The sequence below is a fragment of the Streptomyces sp. UW30 genome (genome assembly GCF_008042075.1).
Classification (GTDB): Bacteria; Actinomycetota; Actinomycetes; order Streptomycetales; family Streptomycetaceae; genus Streptomyces.
Genome location: NZ_RDBN01000008.1, coordinates 68,233 through 84,340, shown reverse-complemented (window position 1 = coordinate 84,340; position 16,108 = coordinate 68,233). Strand labels below are relative to the sequence as shown.

At 71.8% G+C, this 16,108-nt stretch carries 14 protein-coding genes; 9 read left to right on the top strand and 5 right to left on the bottom strand.

Annotation, left to right across the window (positions count from 1 at the left end; all coding sequences use genetic code 11):
* Nucleotides 1–97 precede the first annotated feature (97 nt).
* The gene (locus EAO75_RS08325) at nucleotides 98–1,231 is read left to right on the top strand and encodes a PLP-dependent cysteine synthase family protein (RefSeq protein ID WP_147994411.1); all 1,134 of its coding nucleotides are present in this window, start codon (nucleotides 98–100) and stop codon (nucleotides 1,229–1,231) included.
* The gene (locus tag EAO75_RS08320; RefSeq protein WP_147994410.1) at nucleotides 1,228–2,484 is read left to right on the top strand and encodes an MFS transporter; all 1,257 of its coding nucleotides are present in this window, start codon (nucleotides 1,228–1,230) and stop codon (nucleotides 2,482–2,484) included. The genes EAO75_RS08325 and EAO75_RS08320 overlap by 4 nt, the downstream gene beginning before the upstream one ends.
* A gap of 24 nt (nucleotides 2,485–2,508) precedes the next feature.
* On the opposite strand, the gene EAO75_RS08315 is transcribed toward EAO75_RS08320, so the two are convergent.
* The 4 genes from EAO75_RS08315 to EAO75_RS08300 all read right to left on the bottom strand — a co-directional run bounded on the left by EAO75_RS08315 (nucleotide 2,509) and on the right by EAO75_RS08300 (nucleotide 6,406).
* Nucleotides 2,509–3,210 (bottom strand): response regulator, encoded by a 702-nt coding sequence (locus EAO75_RS08315; RefSeq protein ID WP_147994409.1) that lies wholly within the window; start codon nucleotides 3,208–3,210, stop codon nucleotides 2,509–2,511.
* Nucleotides 3,211–3,392: 182 nt separating this feature from the next.
* Nucleotides 3,393–4,070, bottom strand: a complete 678-nt coding sequence (locus EAO75_RS08310; RefSeq protein WP_147994408.1) for a CBS domain-containing protein — start codon at nucleotides 4,068–4,070, stop codon at nucleotides 3,393–3,395.
* A gap of 33 nt (nucleotides 4,071–4,103) precedes the next feature.
* Nucleotides 4,104–4,568, bottom strand: coding sequence for a cyclic nucleotide-binding domain-containing protein (locus EAO75_RS08305; protein ID WP_147994407.1), 465 nt, complete (start codon nucleotides 4,566–4,568; stop codon nucleotides 4,104–4,106).
* Between the two features lie 116 nt (nucleotides 4,569–4,684).
* Nucleotides 4,685–6,406 carry a SulP family inorganic anion transporter gene (locus EAO75_RS08300; protein WP_147994406.1) on the bottom strand — a complete coding sequence of 574 codons (1,722 nt, stop codon included), beginning with the start codon at nucleotides 6,404–6,406 and terminating at the stop codon, nucleotides 4,685–4,687.
* Nucleotides 6,407–6,656: 250 nt separating this feature from the next.
* Between EAO75_RS08300 and EAO75_RS08295 the strand changes: the two genes are divergently transcribed.
* From EAO75_RS08295 to EAO75_RS08270, 6 genes are all read left to right on the top strand, one after another.
* Nucleotides 6,657–7,613, top strand: coding sequence for a universal stress protein (locus tag EAO75_RS08295; RefSeq protein ID WP_147994405.1), 957 nt, complete (start codon nucleotides 6,657–6,659; stop codon nucleotides 7,611–7,613).
* Nucleotides 7,614–7,636: 23 nt separating this feature from the next.
* On the top strand, nucleotides 7,637–8,503 hold the full coding sequence (locus EAO75_RS08290) for a universal stress protein (RefSeq protein ID WP_147994404.1): 867 nt from the start codon (nucleotides 7,637–7,639) through the stop codon (nucleotides 8,501–8,503).
* Between the two features lie 148 nt (nucleotides 8,504–8,651).
* Entirely contained in the window at nucleotides 8,652–11,033 is a 2,382-nt protein-coding gene (locus tag EAO75_RS08285) for a phosphoketolase (RefSeq protein WP_147994403.1), read from the top strand.
* 148 nt (nucleotides 11,034–11,181) lie between these two features.
* A complete protein-coding gene (locus tag EAO75_RS08280) occupies nucleotides 11,182–11,904 on the top strand; it encodes a hypothetical protein (protein WP_187284347.1) in 723 nt (240 codons plus the stop codon).
* A 127-nt stretch (nucleotides 11,905–12,031) separates the two neighbouring features.
* Nucleotides 12,032–12,532 (top strand): flavodoxin domain-containing protein, encoded by a 501-nt coding sequence (locus EAO75_RS08275; RefSeq protein ID WP_147994401.1) that lies wholly within the window; start codon nucleotides 12,032–12,034, stop codon nucleotides 12,530–12,532.
* Nucleotides 12,533–12,740: 208 nt separating this feature from the next.
* The gene (locus EAO75_RS08270; protein ID WP_147994400.1) at nucleotides 12,741–13,814 is read left to right on the top strand and encodes a zinc-dependent alcohol dehydrogenase family protein; all 1,074 of its coding nucleotides are present in this window, start codon (nucleotides 12,741–12,743) and stop codon (nucleotides 13,812–13,814) included.
* 38 nt (nucleotides 13,815–13,852) lie between these two features.
* On the opposite strand, the gene EAO75_RS08265 is transcribed toward EAO75_RS08270, so the two are convergent.
* Entirely contained in the window at nucleotides 13,853–14,317 is a 465-nt protein-coding gene (locus tag EAO75_RS08265) for a pyridoxamine 5'-phosphate oxidase family protein (protein WP_147994464.1), read from the bottom strand.
* 571 nt (nucleotides 14,318–14,888) lie between these two features.
* Here EAO75_RS08265 and EAO75_RS08260 point away from each other — a divergent pair.
* A partial coding sequence (locus EAO75_RS08260) for a GAF domain-containing protein (RefSeq protein WP_147994463.1) occupies nucleotides 14,889–16,108 on the top strand: 1,220 nt, incomplete at its 3' end.

The following is a 16,108-nucleotide window of genomic DNA, read 5'->3' as shown; positions in this document are numbered from 1 at the left end:
CCCTGAGACGGCGAACGGCAGCCGATCAGCCCCCGCCCTCTTCCCCGAACACTCGGCCGACGGCCGTTCACGGCACAGGCCGCAGGAGAAGCACGTCATGAACCAGCCCATCCCCACCTCCCTCGCTCCGGCCCAGGTGCCGGCCGAAGCCAAACGCCCGATGTACACACCCGCCGGACTCGTGGGCGACACCCCCGTGCTGTGGATCGGCGAGCCCTTCACCGCCGCGGGACGCGGCTTCTGGGTCAAGCTCGAAGGTCGCAACCCCGGCGGTATCAAGGACCGCGCCGCCCTGTACATGGTCCGCGCGGCCCGCGAGCGCGGCCGACTGCTGCCCGGTGCCCGGATCGTGGAGTCCACCTCGGGCACCCTCGGCCTCGGCCTGGCCCTCGCCGGGGCGACCTTCGGCCATCCCGTCACCGTCGTCACCGACCCGGGCATGGAACCGCTGATGACCGGGCTGCTCACCGCCTACGGCGCCGAGGTCGACCTTGTCGACACGCCCCATGCCACCGGAGGCTGGCAAGAGGCCCGACGGCACCGGGTCCAGGAGCTCGTCGCCGTCCACGCCGACTCCTGGTGCCCCGACCAGTACAACAACCCCGACAACGTCGCCGCCTACGCCCCGCTCGCCCACGAGATCGTCGCCCAACTCGGCCGCGTCGACACCCTCGTCGTCTCCGTGGGCACCGGCGGCCACTCCGCCGGCATCGCCTCCGTCCTGCGCGGCCTCTTCCCCCACCTGCGGGTCGTCGGAGTGGACACCACCGGCTCGACGATCTTCGGGCAGCCCGCCGCACCCCGCCTGATGCGCGGACTCGGCTCCAGCATCCACCCCCGCAACGTCGCCTACGACCTCTTCGACGAGGTCCACTGGGTCGCCGCCCCGGAAGCGGTGTGGGCCGCGCGCCGCCTGGCCCGTGACCACTACGCCACCGGCGGCTGGAGCGTCGGCGCCGTCGCGCTCGTCGCCCGCTGGCTGACCCGCACCCTGCCCCCGGAGGACCGGATCGTCGCCGTCTTCCCGGACGGCCCGCAACGGTACGTAGGCACCGTCTTCGACGACGCCTACTGCCGCGAGCACGGGCTCCTCGGGGACCTTCCGGCCGACGACCCGGACCGGATCGCTCACCCCGGCGAACGGATCGTGACCCGCTGGACCCGCTGCACCCACGTGACCGACCCCCTCGCGACGGCCCACGCCTACGGGCTGACGGGAGCCGCCCGATGAGGGCCCTGTGGCGGCAGACCCGCTCCTTCCCGCCGGCCGTACGGCTGCTGATGGCCAACCAGTTCGCCATCAACCTCGCCTTCTACATGCTCATGCCCTACCTGGCCGCCCACCTGTCCGACGGGGTCGGCCTCGCGGCCTGGGCCGTGGGACTCGTGCTGGGCGTGCGCAACTTCTCCCAGCAGGGCATGTTCCTCATCGGCGGCACCCTCGCCGACCGCCTCGGCCACAAGACCCCGATCATGGCGGGCTGCCTGCTGCGCACCGTGGGCTTCGCGCTGCTCGGCTGGGTCGACAACCTCCCCGCCCTGATCGTGGCCTCCGCCGCCACCGGATTCGCCGGCGCCCTGTTCAATCCGGCAGTCCGCGCCTACCTCGCCGCCGAGGCCGGTGAACGGCGCGTGGACGCGTTCGCCGCCTTCAACGTCCACTACCAGGCCGGCATGCTCCTCGGGCCGCTCGTCGGGCTCGCCCTGCTCGCCGTCGACTTCCGCCTCGTGTGCACGAGTGCCGCCGTCATCTTCGCCGGACTCACCGTGCTCCAGTGGCGCCGCCTTCCGGCCCGTCAGGACCACACCGCGCACGCCACCCGGAAGGAGGGCGTGCTGACGCAGTGGCGCACGGTCGCGGCGAACCGGCCCTTCCTGCTCTTCGCCGCCGCGATGATCGGCTCGTACGTGCTGACCTTCCAGGTCTACCTGGCCCTCCCGCTGGCGGCCGCCGACGCCCTCGGCACGAACGCCACGGCGGCCACCAGCGGGCTGTTCGTCGTCTCGGCCGCGGTCGCCGTGCTCGGCCAGTTGCGCCTGACCGGCTGGGCCCAAAAACGCCGGCCACAGGACCAGGCGCTGGTGAGGGGGCTGGCCGCGATGGGGCTGGCCTTCCTGCCGCTCGCGCTCGTCCCGCCCGGCTCCTCAGCGGCGATGCTGGGCTCCCTGATCGCCGCGGTGGTCCTGCTCGCGGCGGGCTCGGCCGTGGTCTACCCGTTCGAGATGGACACCATCGTCGCCCTCTCCGGCAACCGCCTGGTGGCCACGCACTACGGCCTCTACAACACCATCTCCGGCTTGGGCATCACGCTGGGCAACCTCGTCACCGGCGCGCTGTGGGACTTCGCCCACCGGCATCACGCCCTCTGGCTGACCTGGACGGCCCTGACCGCCATCGGACTCGCCTGCGCCGCGTCGGTCGCCGCGCTCGCACACACTGGCCGGCTCACCTCCGCGCGAGCGCGTGAGCCGGCCCCCGCCTGACGGGCAGGGCGGCCCGGCCGCTGCTCACCGCGCGGGGTGGTCCCCGGTGTCCGACTGCTCCAGGTGGGAGGCCAGTACCGCGGCCTGGACGCGGCGCTGGACGCCGAGCTTGGCCAGCAGCCGGGAGATGTGGTTCTTGACGGTCTTCTCCGAGAGGTAGAGCTTCTTGCCGATCTCGCGGTTGGTGAGACCGTCGCCGATCAGGGCGAGGATGTCCCGCTCACGGGGGGACAGGCTCGCCAGTTCGGGCGCGACGGCCGGTGTCTCGGCAGGGTCGGCGCGCAGTGAGCGCATCAGGCGGGCGGTGGTCGCGGGGTCCAGCATGGACTGGCCCGAGGCGACCGTGCGGACCGCCGAGACCAGGTCGGAGCCCCTGATCTGCTTGAGGACGTAGCCCGAGGCGCCGGCCATGATGGCGTCGAGCAGGGCGTCCTCGTCGTCGAACGAGGTCAGCATCAGGCAGGCCAGCTCGGGCATCTGGCTGCGCAGCTCGCGGCAGACGGTGATGCCGTCGCCGTCGGGGAGGCGTACGTCGAGGACGGCGACGTGCGGGCGCAGCGCCGGACCGCGGACCAGGGCGTGCTCGACGGTGTCCGCGTCGCCGACCACGGAGATGTCCGGTTCGGCGTCGAGCAGGTCGGTCAGGCCTCGACGTACGACCTCGTGGTCGTCCAGCAGGAACACGCGGATCGGGTTCTGCTCCGTGAAGGTGCCTGGCCCTGTCATGACGACCCCTTGTACCCCGGTGACTCACGGCCTGCGGACCGAAGGGCCACCGACGGCGGACGACGGACCGCAGACCACGGACTGCTTCTGATGACGATCATCGCTCGCCGGGGCCGGACGCACTAGGGCCGACCGGCCCTAGTGGACCACGAGACGCGCACCGGTCGGCCCGAGACGTTCCCTCACCGGCCCCAAGCGGCGCTCTCACCTGCCCCTATAGGGGATTCCAGGGCGAAGTCCACGTCCACCACGCCTTCGACGGCACGGATCAGACGGGCGGCGACCGGGATCAGGGACGTGTCCCGGACGCGCCCGGCCAGGTTCACCACGCCGTCCTGGACCTCGACCCGGATCGCCGCGGACGACATGGGGAAGAGATGGGCGACGACCTCCCGCCGCACCTCCTCCGCGATTTCGTCGTCCTCACGCAGGAAGACCTTGAGCAGGTCGGCCCGGCTGACGATGCCCTCCAGCATGCCCAGCTCGTTGACCACCGGCAGCCGCTTGACCTTGGCGCGGGCCATCGTCCGGGCGGCCTGGGCCAGCGTCGCGTCCGGGCGGGTGGTGAGCGCCGGTGCGGTCATCAGCTCCTGCGCGCTGACCGCGCCGGCCTTCGCCAGGTCGGACAGGCGGCGCAGCTGGGTGTACCGGTCGGGGTCGCTGTCGCGGAACTCCTCCTTGGGCAGCAGGTCGGCCTCGGAGACGACGCCGACCACCCGGCCCTCGCCCTCCAGCACGGGCAGGGCGCTGACCTTCCAGTCCTGCATCAGCCGCACGATCTCCACGAAGGTGGCCCGGCGGCCGACAGCGGCGACCGTGTGCGTCATGACATCGCTGACGATGTGCGGGTTGCCGTACATGATGTGGCTCCTCCTCGCTCGGCTCGCGGGCGGTCAGACGGTGCTGCCGGCGCCGTACGGGGCGTACAGGTCCAGCAGCCGGGTCCGGGCCGAGCGCAGACGGTGCGCGAGGACGTCGCCGACCCACTGGGCGACGGCGTGGCCCAGCGCCGGGTCCTCACGGCACATCGTGCGCACGGTCGTCGCGTCGAACTCGTACGCCCGCACGGGGGTCGTCGCCTCGGCGCCCAGGTGCCAGACGTGCGGGGTGAACAGCCAGGACCAGCCGACGAGTTCGTTGTGCCGGAGGCTCTCGATGACGGCCGGCCGGCGACCCGGTACACGCATGTCGAGTTCGACGGTGCCGGTGCGGATGATCCAGAACCGGTCGGCCCTGTCGCCCTCCTCGAACAGGCGCGTCCCTTCCGGGAAGGACACCTCGCGGGCCATGTGCATGAGCCGTTGCCGGTGTTCGGCCGGCAGCCCGCGCAGCATGCTGGGCGTGGGTGTGGTGATCATGACGTGCCTCCCGACGGGTGCAGGGACTTCCACTGCCASCGTCCGCCCGCCGCCCGCAGCGGACCATGGGCCACCCGGCCCTCGCGACGGGCCACCCGGCTCCGCCGTCGCCGCGGCTACCGGTCGCCCGACCACTCCCGGTACGCGTCCACGGCGGTCGGCAGGGTCGGAAAGATCCGGTCCGCCCCCACGGAGTCCGCGAGGCCGTACGCCTGAAGGTCCTCCAGGAGGTCCTGCTTGACACGGGCGAGAGCGAACACGACGCCGCGGTCGGTGAGCTCGCGGCGCAGCTCGTCGACGGCGTCCAGTGCGGTGATGTCGACTTCCACATTCGCCTCGGCGTTCAGGACGAACCAGCGGACGGGGGCGGTCTGCTCGTCCACGGCGGCCAGGGCGCGGCGGCGGAAGTCCTCGGCGTTGGCGAAGAAGAGCGGGGAGTCGTAGCGGTAGACCAGCAGCCCGGGGATCGTCCGGGCGGTCGGGTAGTCGTCGACGTCGTGCATGCCGGCGATGCCGGGCACCACGCCCTGGATCGCGTCGTGCGGACGGGCGACCCGCGTCAGCAGCTCGGCCACCGACAGGCCGACCGCGACGAGGACGCCGTTCAGGATGTCCAGGGCGAGCACGCCGACCAGGCAGCCGAGCGCGAGCAGCAGTTCGCGGCGGCGGAAGGACGCCAGGCGGCGGAAGCCCGCGAGGTCGATCATGCGGACCGCGGCGTAGACGACGAGCGCGCCGAGGACCGCGGACGGCGTGCGGGCCAGCAGGGGGCTCAGGAAGAGCAGGACCGCGAGGACCACGGCACCGGCGATCAGTGAGTACGCCTGACTGCGCGCGCCCGCCGAAGAGGCCAGCGCGGTGCGGCTGGCGCTGCTGCTGACGGGGAAGCCGTGCAGGGCACCGGCGCCGAGGTTGGCCGCGCCCAGCGCCAGGAACTCCTGGTTGGCGTCGAGCTCGGGGCCGTCGTCCGTATCGTCCGCGGGGCCGGAGAATGCCCGCGCGGTCAGGATGAAGTCCGTGTACCCGACCAGGAGTACGCCGAGGGCGGGCAGCACCAGACCCGGCACCTCGGTCCAGTCCGGCCGGGCGAGGCCCGGCAGGCCCGAGGGGACCTCGCCGATCACCTTGACGCCGTACCGGTCGTCGAGGTCGAAGAGCACCACGGCGAGCGTGCCGAGAACCACGGCGAGCAGCGGACCGGGCACGGCACGGACGTACTTCGCCATGAGGAAGAGCAGGACGAGGGCGGCGGCCGAGAGCAGGACGGTGGCCGTGTGGGCCTCCGTCACATCGCCCACGAACGACCACACCTGAGGGAAGAACTTGGATCCCGTCGTCTCGACGCCGGTCAGCTTGGTCAGCTGGTCCGACATCATGATCAGCGCCACGCCCGCCATGTAGCCGATCAGCACCGGGCGCGAGAGCAGATCCGCGAGGAAGCCGAGCCGCACCGCCCGCGCGACCAGGCACAGCAGGCCGACCGTGACTGCGAGGGTGACGGCCAGGGTGGCGTAGCGGTCGGGGTCGCCGGCGGCGAGCGGGGCGACCACCGTGGCTGTCATCAGCGCGGTCGTGGACTCCGGGCCGACCGACAGCAGACGCGAGGACCCGAACAGCGCGTAGAGGGCCAGCGCGGGCAGGATGGCCCACAGCCCGGCGACCGGCGGCAGCCCGGCCACGCCCGCGTACGCCATCACCTGGGGGACGAGATACGCCGCCACGGTGAAGCCGGCCAGGATGTCGCCCCGCAGCCAGGAACGCCGGTAGCCGAGGAGGGTGACGACTCCCGGCACCAGGCGCCGCCACTGCGGAACGTGCCCGCTCTTGTCCTGCTCCATCGGCCGCCCTTCTCCGTCGGGCCTCAGGATCCACCGGCGTGCCCACGGCCGCGAGAGGTGAATCGATTCCGGCCGAGCATGCACCCCAACGGGCCCTTCGGTCACCTCCGTTCAGCTCACCGGGTCCCCGGAACGACCAGGGCCGGTCGGTCCCTTGCAGGGACTTGCGGCCCCTGCCGGGCGCGCCGTCCGAGGGCGACGCTCGGATCGGGACCCCCGACTCGGGACCCCCGATTCAGGAGGTGGAACCATGACCCGCACCGTCACTCTCAGCGTGACCGCCGGTCTCGACGGCTCGCGTGAGAGCCGCGCGGCGGCCGAGTGGGCGGCTCGCGAAGCACAGTTGCTCGGTCTGCCGCTGAAGCTGATCCAAGTGTGGGAGCCCGTACCGGAGCCCATGGCCCAGGCACCGCTCCTCGGCGTCGAGACCCAGCAGCACTGGACCGAACGAAGTGAGATGGGGGCACCCCCGGCCGAAGGCTGGGGGAGGATTCCGAAGGACGCGGCCGAAGGCATCCGGGCGCGTCACCCCGGCCTCGACGTGACGATCGAGCAGCTGTCCGGGCGGCCCGCCGAGGTGCTGGCGGACGAGGCGAAGGACGCCGAGCTTCTCGTCCTCGGCTCGCGCGGGCTCAGCGGCATCGCCGGCTTCCTCGTCGGCTCGGTCGGGCTCGCGGTCGTGGCACACTCCGACCGGCCCGTCGTGCTGGTCCGTGCCGAAGAACAGCCCGCCGACGAGCACGAGGCCGACCCCGTCGGCATACCGTCCGCCGCGACCGCGTTCCGGCCCGTCGTCCTCGGCCTCGACATCGACAGCCCCGACCGTGAGCTGATCGAGTTCGCGTCCGCCGCCGCTGCCCGCCGGGGTACCACCCTGCGGGTCGTACACGGCTGGAACCCGCCCCCGTACTACGCTTACGGCCTGTCCGCGGACCTCGAACTCCACGCGTCCCTCGCACAGCGCGAGACCACGGTCCTGACCGAGGTCATGCGCCCGTGGCGCAAGAAGTTCCCGGAGGTCGAGGTCGCCGAGGAAGCCCACTACGGCACCCCCGGCAGCCATCTCGTCGACGCCTCCCGGGAAGCCTCCCTGGTCGTGGTCGGACGCCGGATCCGCCGCAGCCCGTTCGGCGCCCACATCGGTCCCGTCACGCACGCCGTGCTCCATCACGCCATGGCCCCCGTCGCCGTCGTACCGCACAACTGACGGAAATCCGGAGGAGTTGAACCATGAGCGCGATGGACCTGCCGATCGTCGTCGGCGTCGACGGCTCCGAGCCCAGCCTGCGGGCCGTCGACTGGGCGGCCGACGAGGCCATGCTGCGCGGCCTGCCGCTGCGGCTGGTGTACGCCTGGCTGTGGGAGCGCTACGAGGGTGACGCCCTCGCCCACGACCTGGGCAAGCCGTCCGAACAGGTGCGGGCCCAGGACATCGTGACGACCGCGGCGCGGCGCGCCCACCGCCGCCAGGCCGACGTGAAGGTCCTGACCGACTCGCTGCCCGAGGAACCCGAGTACGTGCTGGTGCGGGAGAGCCGCAACGCCGCACTGCTGGTGACGGGTACCCGTGGCCGGGGCGGCATGGCCGAGGCGCTGCTGGGCTCCGTGAGCCTGACCGTGGCCGGGCACGCGCACTGCCCGATGGTCGTCGTGCGCGGAGGCCAAGACAACGCGGTCCGGCCGGGCGGCCGGATCGTCGTGGGGGTCGGCGAGGGGGCGCCGGTCCGGTTTGCCTTCGAGGAGGCCCGGCTGCGCGGAGCGTCGGTGCAAGCCGTACGGGCGTGGCGGTCTCCCGCGCGTGAGACCACCGATCACCCGCTGCTCGCCGGAGCGCCCGCCCGGCTGCACGAGCAGGAAGCGGCACAGGCCCTGGAAAAGGCCCTGCGAGGGATGCCCGCCGACGTAGAGGTGCACCGGCGGGTCGTGGAGGGCCACGCCCGGACCGTACTGGCGGACGCCTCCCGCGACGCCGACCTGCTCATAGTCGGGGCCCGGCGCCGTCCGCGGCACTTCGGGCTCCAACTGGGCCGCGTGGCCCACGGGGTGCTCCATCACTCCGTCTGCCCGGTCGCCGTCGTGCCCGAGCACGACGGATGACGCGCAGCGGGGTCCCCGGCCGGACGACCCCGATGACCAATTGACCCTCCGACCAATTGACCCCCCATGACCAACTGGCCATCCCTGATGACCAACTGATCCTGAAATCACGGCAGTTCGAACTACCGACGACTCCGGAGTCGCCTCCATGTCCAAGGCCGAGCACCAGGACGCCACCGAACTCTCCGCCGACGAGCTGCGCAAGCTGGACGCCCACTGGCGGGCCGCCAACTACCTGGCCGCGGGCCAGATCTATCTGCTGTCCAACCCCCTGCTGACCGAGCCGCTGAAGCCGGAGCACATCAAGCCGCGGCTGCTCGGCCACTGGGGCACCTCGCCGGGCCTGAACCTCGTGTACACCCACCTCAACCGGGTGATCGGGGCGCGCGGGCTCGACACGCTGTGCGTGTGGGGGCCGGGGCACGGGGGACCCTCCGTGCTCGCCGGGTCCTGGCTGGACGGCAGTTACAGCGAGATCTACCCGGACGTGCCGCGGGACGGTGAGGGGATGGAGCGGCTGTTCCGGCAGTTCTCCTTCCCGGGCGGCGTGCCGAGCCATGTGGCCCCCGAGGTCCCGGGATCCATCCATGAGGGCGGCGAGCTCGGGTACTCCCTCGCCCACGCCTACGGCGCCGCCTTCGACAACCCGGACCTGCTCGTCGCCTGCGTGATCGGCGACGGCGAGGCGGAGACCGGGCCACTGGCCGCCGCCTGGCATTCCAACAAGTTCCTCGACCCGGTGCACGACGGCGCCGTCCTGCCGATCCTGCACCTCAACGGCTACAAGATCGCCAACCCGGCCGTGCTGTCCCGACTGCCCGTGGCCGAACTCGACCAGCTGCTGCGCGGCTACGGCCACGAACCGCTCCACGTCACCGGTGACGACCCCGCCGCCGTCCACCGCGCGATGGCCCGCGCCCTCGACGAGGCGTTGGACCGGATCGCCCTGATGCAGCGGTCGGCCCGTGAGGGCGGCGTCGCCGAACGCATGCACTGGCCGATGATCGTGCTGCGCACACCGAAAGGCTGGACCGGCCCCGCCGAGGTCGACGGCCTGCCCGTGGAGGGCACCTGGCGCGCCCATCAGGTTCCGCTCGCCGGCGTGCGCGAGAACCCGGAGCACCTGCGGCAGTTGGAGGCGTGGCTGCGCTCGTACCGGCCCGAGGACCTCTTCCACACCGACGGCCGGCCCGTCGCAGACGTCCTCGCATGTGTCCCCGACGGCTCCCGCCGCCTGGGCGCCACCGCGCACGCCAACGGCGGGCTCCTCGTCCGCGACCTGCCCATCGGGTCCCTGGACTCCTTCGCCGTACCGGTCGACAAGCCCGGCACGACCCTGCACGAGCCGACCCGGGTCCTCGGGGACCTCCTGCGACAGGTCATGCAGGACACCCGCACGCGCCGCGACTTCCGGGTCGTCGGCCCGGACGAGACCGCGTCCAACCGGCTCCAGGCGCTGTACGACGCCAGCGGCAAGGCATGGCAGGCGGAGACCCTGCCGGTCGACGAACACCTCGACCGGCACGGGCGCGTCATGGAGATCCTCTCCGAACACACCTGCCAGGGCTGGCTGGAGGGCTATCTCCTCACGGGGCGGCACGGACTGTTCTCCTGCTACGAGGCCTTCGTCCACATCGTCGACTCCATGGTCAACCAGCACATCAAGTGGCTGAGGACGGCCCGGCGGCTGCCCTGGCGCGCCCCCATCGCCTCGCTCAACTACCTGCTGACCTCGCACGTCTGGCGGCAGGACCACAACGGCTTCTCCCACCAGGACCCCGGCTTCGTCGACCACGTCCTCAACAAGAGCCCCGAAGTCGTACGGGTCTATCTCCCGCCGGACGCCAACACCCTGCTCTCCGTCGCCGACCATGCTCTGCGCAGCCGCGACTACGTCAATGTGATCGTCGCCGGCAAACAGCCCTGCTTCGACTGGCTGTCCATGGACGCCGCCCGCGCCCACTGCGCGCGCGGCGCCGGCATCTGGGACTGGGCCGGCACGGAGAACGGCGGCGAACCGGACGTGGTGCTCGCCTGCGCCGGTGACGTGCCCACACAGGAGGTGCTGGCCGCCGCGCAACTGCTGCGCCGGCACCTGCCGCAGCTCACCGTCCGCGTGGTCAACGTCGTCGACATGACCCGGCTCATGCCGCGCGAGGAACACCCCCACGGCATGACCGACTTCGAGTACGACGGCCTGTTCACCGCCGACAAGCCGGTGATCTTCGCCTACCACGGCTACCCGTGGCTCATCCACCGCCTCGCCTACAGCCGCACCGGCCACAAGAACCTGCATGTGCGCGGCTACAAGGAGTCCGGCACCACGACCACACCCTTCGACATGGTCGTCCGCAACGACCTCGACCGTTTCCGCCTGGTCATGGACGTCATCGACCGAGTCCCCGGCCTCGCCGTGCGCGCCGCCGCCGTACGCCAGGACATGGCCGACGCCCGCACCCGCCACCACAGCTGGATCCGCGAACACGGCACCGACCTGCCGGAGATCGCCGACTGGACCTGGAGCACCTGACAGACCCGAGGGGGCCGGCGCCGCCGATCGCCGGTCCCCTCCGCCCAGGTCGAAGCCGCCTCGTGTCGCGATGTTCCGGGAGGGGTAGAACCCCGCGGCAGAGCACGTGTCTACCGCGTGGCAGGCGGCATGGCCTTGGCGTGATGGGGTGGGGCTGGTGCGGCGGATGGTCAGTCTGCAATCCGTTGAACAGAAGCTGTTGCTGCTTGCTCTCCTGTTCGTGATGGGTGGCTCGATCGTCGCGAACCTCTTCGCATGGGACGTGAAGTGGCAGATCCCGCTCATTTACGCGGTTCTGTACGTCCTGCTCTCGGTCGTCATCGAGATACGCGACCGTCAGACTCCCACCCCCTCCACTCATTTCAGGACGAGCGACGAGTTCTTCCTCTCCTTCACTCGCCTCGTGCGCACCGCCGAGCGGCACATCTACACGAGCTACGTCCGCAATACCCCACCGCCCAGCTTCCGGTCCCCGGCCGCGCAGCAGTACTTCAGGACCGCCGCGGACTGGACCCGGCGCAACCCCGGTGCGTCGTTCCATCGCATCATCGGAGTCCCGGCACAGGAGCCCGGACGCGCCGAGATGCGCCAGTGGCTGCGCGCGCACTGTGAAGAGATGCAGGGCCTCGCCAACTACCACGCTCGCGTGGTGATCACGAACAGCGGTGTCGACGCGGTCAACTTGGCGATCATCGACGACACTGCGGTGCTGTTGCTGCTGACCTCGGACGGCTCGTTCATGAGCGGGCACAGCCTGGAAAGAGCGGAGGCTGTCAACTCCTTCCGGGACTACTACCGATCCTGGTGGGCGTCGGCCGAGCCGCTGGAGGAATACGCCCAGCGCACCGGCTTGATGAACCCGGATCCCTGAAGGGGCCGATGGTGTCTGTGCCGATCGGCGGTCCCGCGGGGCCGAACGGCCCCCGGGTCGGCCCCGGGCAGCCCATGGGATCGGTCGGTCGGGCGCTGCATGGTGGGAGCGAAGGAGGCGAACCGTCATGACCGACAAGGTGCTGGTGGCCTACGGAACGACCAATGGATCGACCGCGCGGATCGCCGAAGCCATCGCCGACGTCCTGCGCAAGGACGGGCTGGCGGTGGACGCGCTGCCCGCCCGGTCCGTGCCGAGCGTGTCCCCGTACGACGCCGTCGTGGTCGGCGGCGGACTGTACGCCGGACGCTGGCACAAGGACGCCCGCCGCTTCGTCCGCCGACACGGCCGGGCCCTGACCGAACGCCCGCTGTGGCTCTTCAGCAGCGGGCCCCTCGACGCCACGGCCTCTGAGCGGGACATCCCGCCCGTGCCCGGCGTGAAGAAGGCCATGACACGGCTGGACGCCCGAGAGCACGTCACGTTCGGCGGCTGCCTGGAGGAAGGCGCCAAGGGCTGGGTCGCCGGGATGATCCTGCGCTCCGGCAAGGGCGGGGACTTCCGGGACTTCACCGCGATCGAGGCGTGGGCGGATCGCGTGGCCGCCGAGCTGAGGAACGGGGCGTAGCGGGGGACTTGTGCGGCGGGGCCGTACGAAGAACACCCCGTCCGGCCCCGCAAGGGTCCCGTCCGGCCCAAGCGGTGCCCGCGCATCCGCGCCAAGCTGGACGTGCGGGGCAATTCCGGCACCGGGGTGTCGGCGGGCGCGTACCGCCTGCGAGACCTCACCGCCGGGCCCGCGCTCCGCGACACGTCGAGTTTGGGTGAGGAGCGTCATGAAAGGCTACGTGTTCCACGGCGCCGGACAGTCCGCCTGGGAACAGGTCCCGGACCCGGCCATCAAGGAGCCCACCGACGCGATCGTGCGCGTCGGAGCGGTCACCATCTGCGGCACGGACCTGCACATCCTCAAGGGCGACGTGCCCGAGGTACAGCCCGGCACCGTCCTCGGTCACGAGGCGGTCGGCGAGATCGTGGAGGTCGGCAGCGACGTACGGACCGTGCGGCCCGGAGACCGGGTCCTGGTCTCCTGCATCACCTCGTGCGGGCGCTGCTCCTACTGCCGGCAGGGGGCGTACGGCCAGTGCCGGGGCGGTGGCGGCTGGATCCTCGGCCATCTGATCGACGGCACGCAGGCCGAGTACGTCCGGGTGCCGTACGCCGACCTGTCCGTGCACCCGCTGCCGGGCGCCATGGACAGCAAGGACGCCGTCCTGCTGGCCGACATCCTCCCGACCTCCTACGAGGTGGGCGTCCTCAACGGTCACGTCCGGCCCGGCGACACCGTCGTGGTGGTCGGCGCCGGCCCCATCGGACTGGCGGCCGTCGCCACGGCCCAGTTGTTCTCGCCCGAACGGATCGTCGCCGTGGACCTGGCCCCCGCCCGCCTGGAGGCCGCCCGGCGGCTCGGCGCCGACGCGGTGGCCGACGCCCGGGAGGCCCCGGAACAGCTGGTCACCGACCTCACCGACGGACTCGGCGCGGACGTCGTCATCGAGGCGGTCGGCGTGCCCGAGACCTTCGAGCTGTGCACCAGGATGGTCCGGCCCGGCGGACACATCGCCAACGTGGGCGTCCACGGCGCCCCCGCGACCCTGCATCTCGAAGACCTGTGGATCAAGAACATCACCATCACGACCGGCCTGGTCGACACCTACTCCACCCCGACCCTGCTGCGGATGACGGCCGCCGGCCGGCTGCCCACCTCCGAGCTGGTCACCCACACCTTCCCGCTGGACCTCATGGAGGAGGCGTACGACGTCTTCAGCAGCGCCGCGGACACCGGCGCCCTGAAGGTCGTGCTGGGCGAGGAGCGGCACCAGGAGGTCGTTCCCGTGAGCGGCACCTGACAGCCGGAGGACACGAGAACGGGCGTCGCCGGTGGGGTTCAGGCGGCGCCCGAGCGGTCTTCCGCGGTGAGCAGGATGCCCGTGACCTGGTCCGGCCGTATACGGACCGCCTGGTCCATCGCCTGGTCCACCCAGGGCCGTACCAGCGTCCGGCAGCGGGCGAGGTCGTCGGGGTCGGTCACCAGGCGGGCGTACCCGGTCACCACCACGCTCCAGCCGAGATGTGTCTGCGGGTCGATGGCGTCGGCCTCGTAGGCGACGACGACCCCCGGGCCGTCGGCCCGCTGGGCGTGCGAGGTCAGAGCGGCGCCCTCGTGGGTGCGGATGACGATGTCCCCGCCGTCCAGGGCATGGTTGACCGGGCGCACGGTCGGCAGCGCATGCCGGGTGAAGACGATCCTGCCGAGGGACACGCTGCCCAGCAGCCGCAGCGCCTCGCTGCCGTCGAGCTCGATGCGGTGGCGCGGTCCGGCGGGGGCGGGCCTGCTGTCGTCGTGGACCATGACGGGCTTCCGTTGGGGTGCGTTGATCATGGATGCGGTCTGCGGTGCGGAGTGCGGTGGGGTCTGCGGTGCGGAGTGCGGTGCGGTCTGCACAGGCACGGAGCGACACCGCGGGGGATCGGTGCCGCTCCTTCCTCCACCATCCCTCGTGTCACCGCCAGGTGCCAGGGCCGATGGGCCCCCATCACGGTCCGGACGGCCCAGCCGCGTCATATCGGCCAGGTTCGCGCCCTCGCAGCCCGGCGGATCCGCCTGGTCCCCGCGGCGCCGGTGGAGATCGTGCGGGTAACGGTCCATGACGCTGCACTCCTCGGATCGGCCGGGTCCCGCCCGGCACTGTGGACGCGTCGCAGGTCCAGCCTCGGACGGAGACCGGGCGGGCCGACAGGTGCTGTCCGTCCTCGCGGTAGGGCCGAACGGCCCGGAACTCCTGGTCGACGGCGCCGCCGCGAGCGCCGGACCGTGGCTCCAACGGGTCCGATTCCGCACCGCCGCGCGCCGCGGGCCGGTAGCGTGACCGGTGTCCGGAGCGGCCGGTGTCCGACCGCCCACGGGACCGGAGGAGACGCAGGTGGGAAGCCCCGAGGAACCCCGGGAGGCCCGCATACGGCTGCCGCAGCTGAGGCTGGACGAGCTGCTGGAGGAGCTCCAGGCCCGGCTGGACGCGGCCCGCGGCACCCGCGACCGGGTACACAGCCTGCTGGAGGCCGTGCTCTCCGTCGGCCGCGAGCTGGACCTGGAGCAGGCCCTGCACAGCATCGTGGAAGCCGCCGCCGTGCTGGTCGACGCCGAGTACGCCGCCCTCGGAGTGATCGGGCCCGACGGCAGGCGGCTCTCCGGCTTCCACACCGTCGGGATCGCCGACGAACAGATCGCCAAGATCGGCCACTACCCGGAGGGCCACGGCATCCTCGGCGAGCTCATCCGCCACCCCGAGCCGCTGCGCCTGGCCAAGATCTCCGAGCATCCGGCGTCGTACGGCTTTCCGCCGAACCATCCGCCGATGAACACCTTCCTCGGGGTCCCCATCCGGGTGCGCGACCAGATCTTCGGCAACCTGTACCTGACCGAGAAGCGGGGCGGGGCGCAGTTCGACGAGGAGGACATCGCCGTGACGTCGACCCTCGCGGTGGCCGCCGGCGTCGCCATCGACAACGCCCGCCTCTACGAGGAGTCCCGGCTGCGGGAGCGCTGGCTGCGGGCGACCGCGGAGATCACCCACAGCCTGATGTCCGGCGCCGAGCGCGGTGAGGTGCTCGGACTGATCGCCGACCGCGCCCGGGAGATCACGGGCGCGGCGCTGGCCATGGTCGCGATGCCCATGGAGGACACCGACTCGCTCGGGGTAGAACTCGCCATCGGACCGGAGGCGCAGTCGCTGCGCGGACTGGTACTCCCCGGCGACAGCGGCCTCCTCGGCGAGGCCTTCGCCACGGCCGCTCCCGTCACCAGCCCGGACATCTCCCACGACGAACGGATCTCGGCGGGACCCCCGAGCCTCACCGGCCTCGGCCCCGCCGTCGCCGTCCCCGTCGGAACAGGGGAGGACGGCGTACGAGGCGTCGTCCTGCTCGTCCGCGGAGCGGGGCAGACCGTGTTCACCGGCAAGGAGATCGAACCGCTCCAGGGCTTCGCCGCGCAGGCCGCCGTCGCCATGGAACTCGCGGAACGCCGGCAGGACGCGGCCGAGGTCGCCGTGCTCAAGGACCGCGACCGCATCGCCCGCGACCTGCACGACCTTGCGATCCAGCGGCTGTTCGCCACCGGAATGACCCTCCAGAGCGCGGGCCG

Bases quoted from the DNA above. Each gene is read 5' to 3' on its own strand.
- EAO75_RS08325 (WP_147994411.1), top strand. From the start codon at position 98: ATGAACCAGCCCATCCCCACCTCCCTCGCTCCGGCCCAGGTGCCGGCC.
- EAO75_RS08320 (WP_147994410.1), top strand. From the start codon at position 1,228: ATGAGGGCCCTGTGGCGGCAGACCCGCTCCTTCCCGCCGGCCGTACGG.
- EAO75_RS08315 (WP_147994409.1), bottom strand. From the start codon at position 3,210: ATGACAGGGCCAGGCACCTTCACGGAGCAGAACCCGATCCGCGTGTTC.
- EAO75_RS08310 (WP_147994408.1), bottom strand. From the start codon at position 4,070: ATGTACGGCAACCCGCACATCGTCAGCGATGTCATGACGCACACGGTC.
- EAO75_RS08305 (WP_147994407.1), bottom strand. From the start codon at position 4,568: ATGATCACCACACCCACGCCCAGCATGCTGCGCGGGCTGCCGGCCGAA.
- EAO75_RS08300 (WP_147994406.1), bottom strand. From the start codon at position 6,406: ATGGAGCAGGACAAGAGCGGGCACGTTCCGCAGTGGCGGCGCCTGGTG.
- EAO75_RS08295 (WP_147994405.1), top strand. From the start codon at position 6,657: ATGACCCGCACCGTCACTCTCAGCGTGACCGCCGGTCTCGACGGCTCG.
- EAO75_RS08290 (WP_147994404.1), top strand. From the start codon at position 7,637: ATGAGCGCGATGGACCTGCCGATCGTCGTCGGCGTCGACGGCTCCGAG.
- EAO75_RS08285 (WP_147994403.1), top strand. From the start codon at position 8,652: ATGTCCAAGGCCGAGCACCAGGACGCCACCGAACTCTCCGCCGACGAG.
- EAO75_RS08275 (WP_147994401.1), top strand. From the start codon at position 12,032: ATGACCGACAAGGTGCTGGTGGCCTACGGAACGACCAATGGATCGACC.
- EAO75_RS08270 (WP_147994400.1), top strand. From the start codon at position 12,741: ATGAAAGGCTACGTGTTCCACGGCGCCGGACAGTCCGCCTGGGAACAG.
- EAO75_RS08265 (WP_147994464.1), bottom strand. From the start codon at position 14,317: ATGGTCCACGACGACAGCAGGCCCGCCCCCGCCGGACCGCGCCACCGC.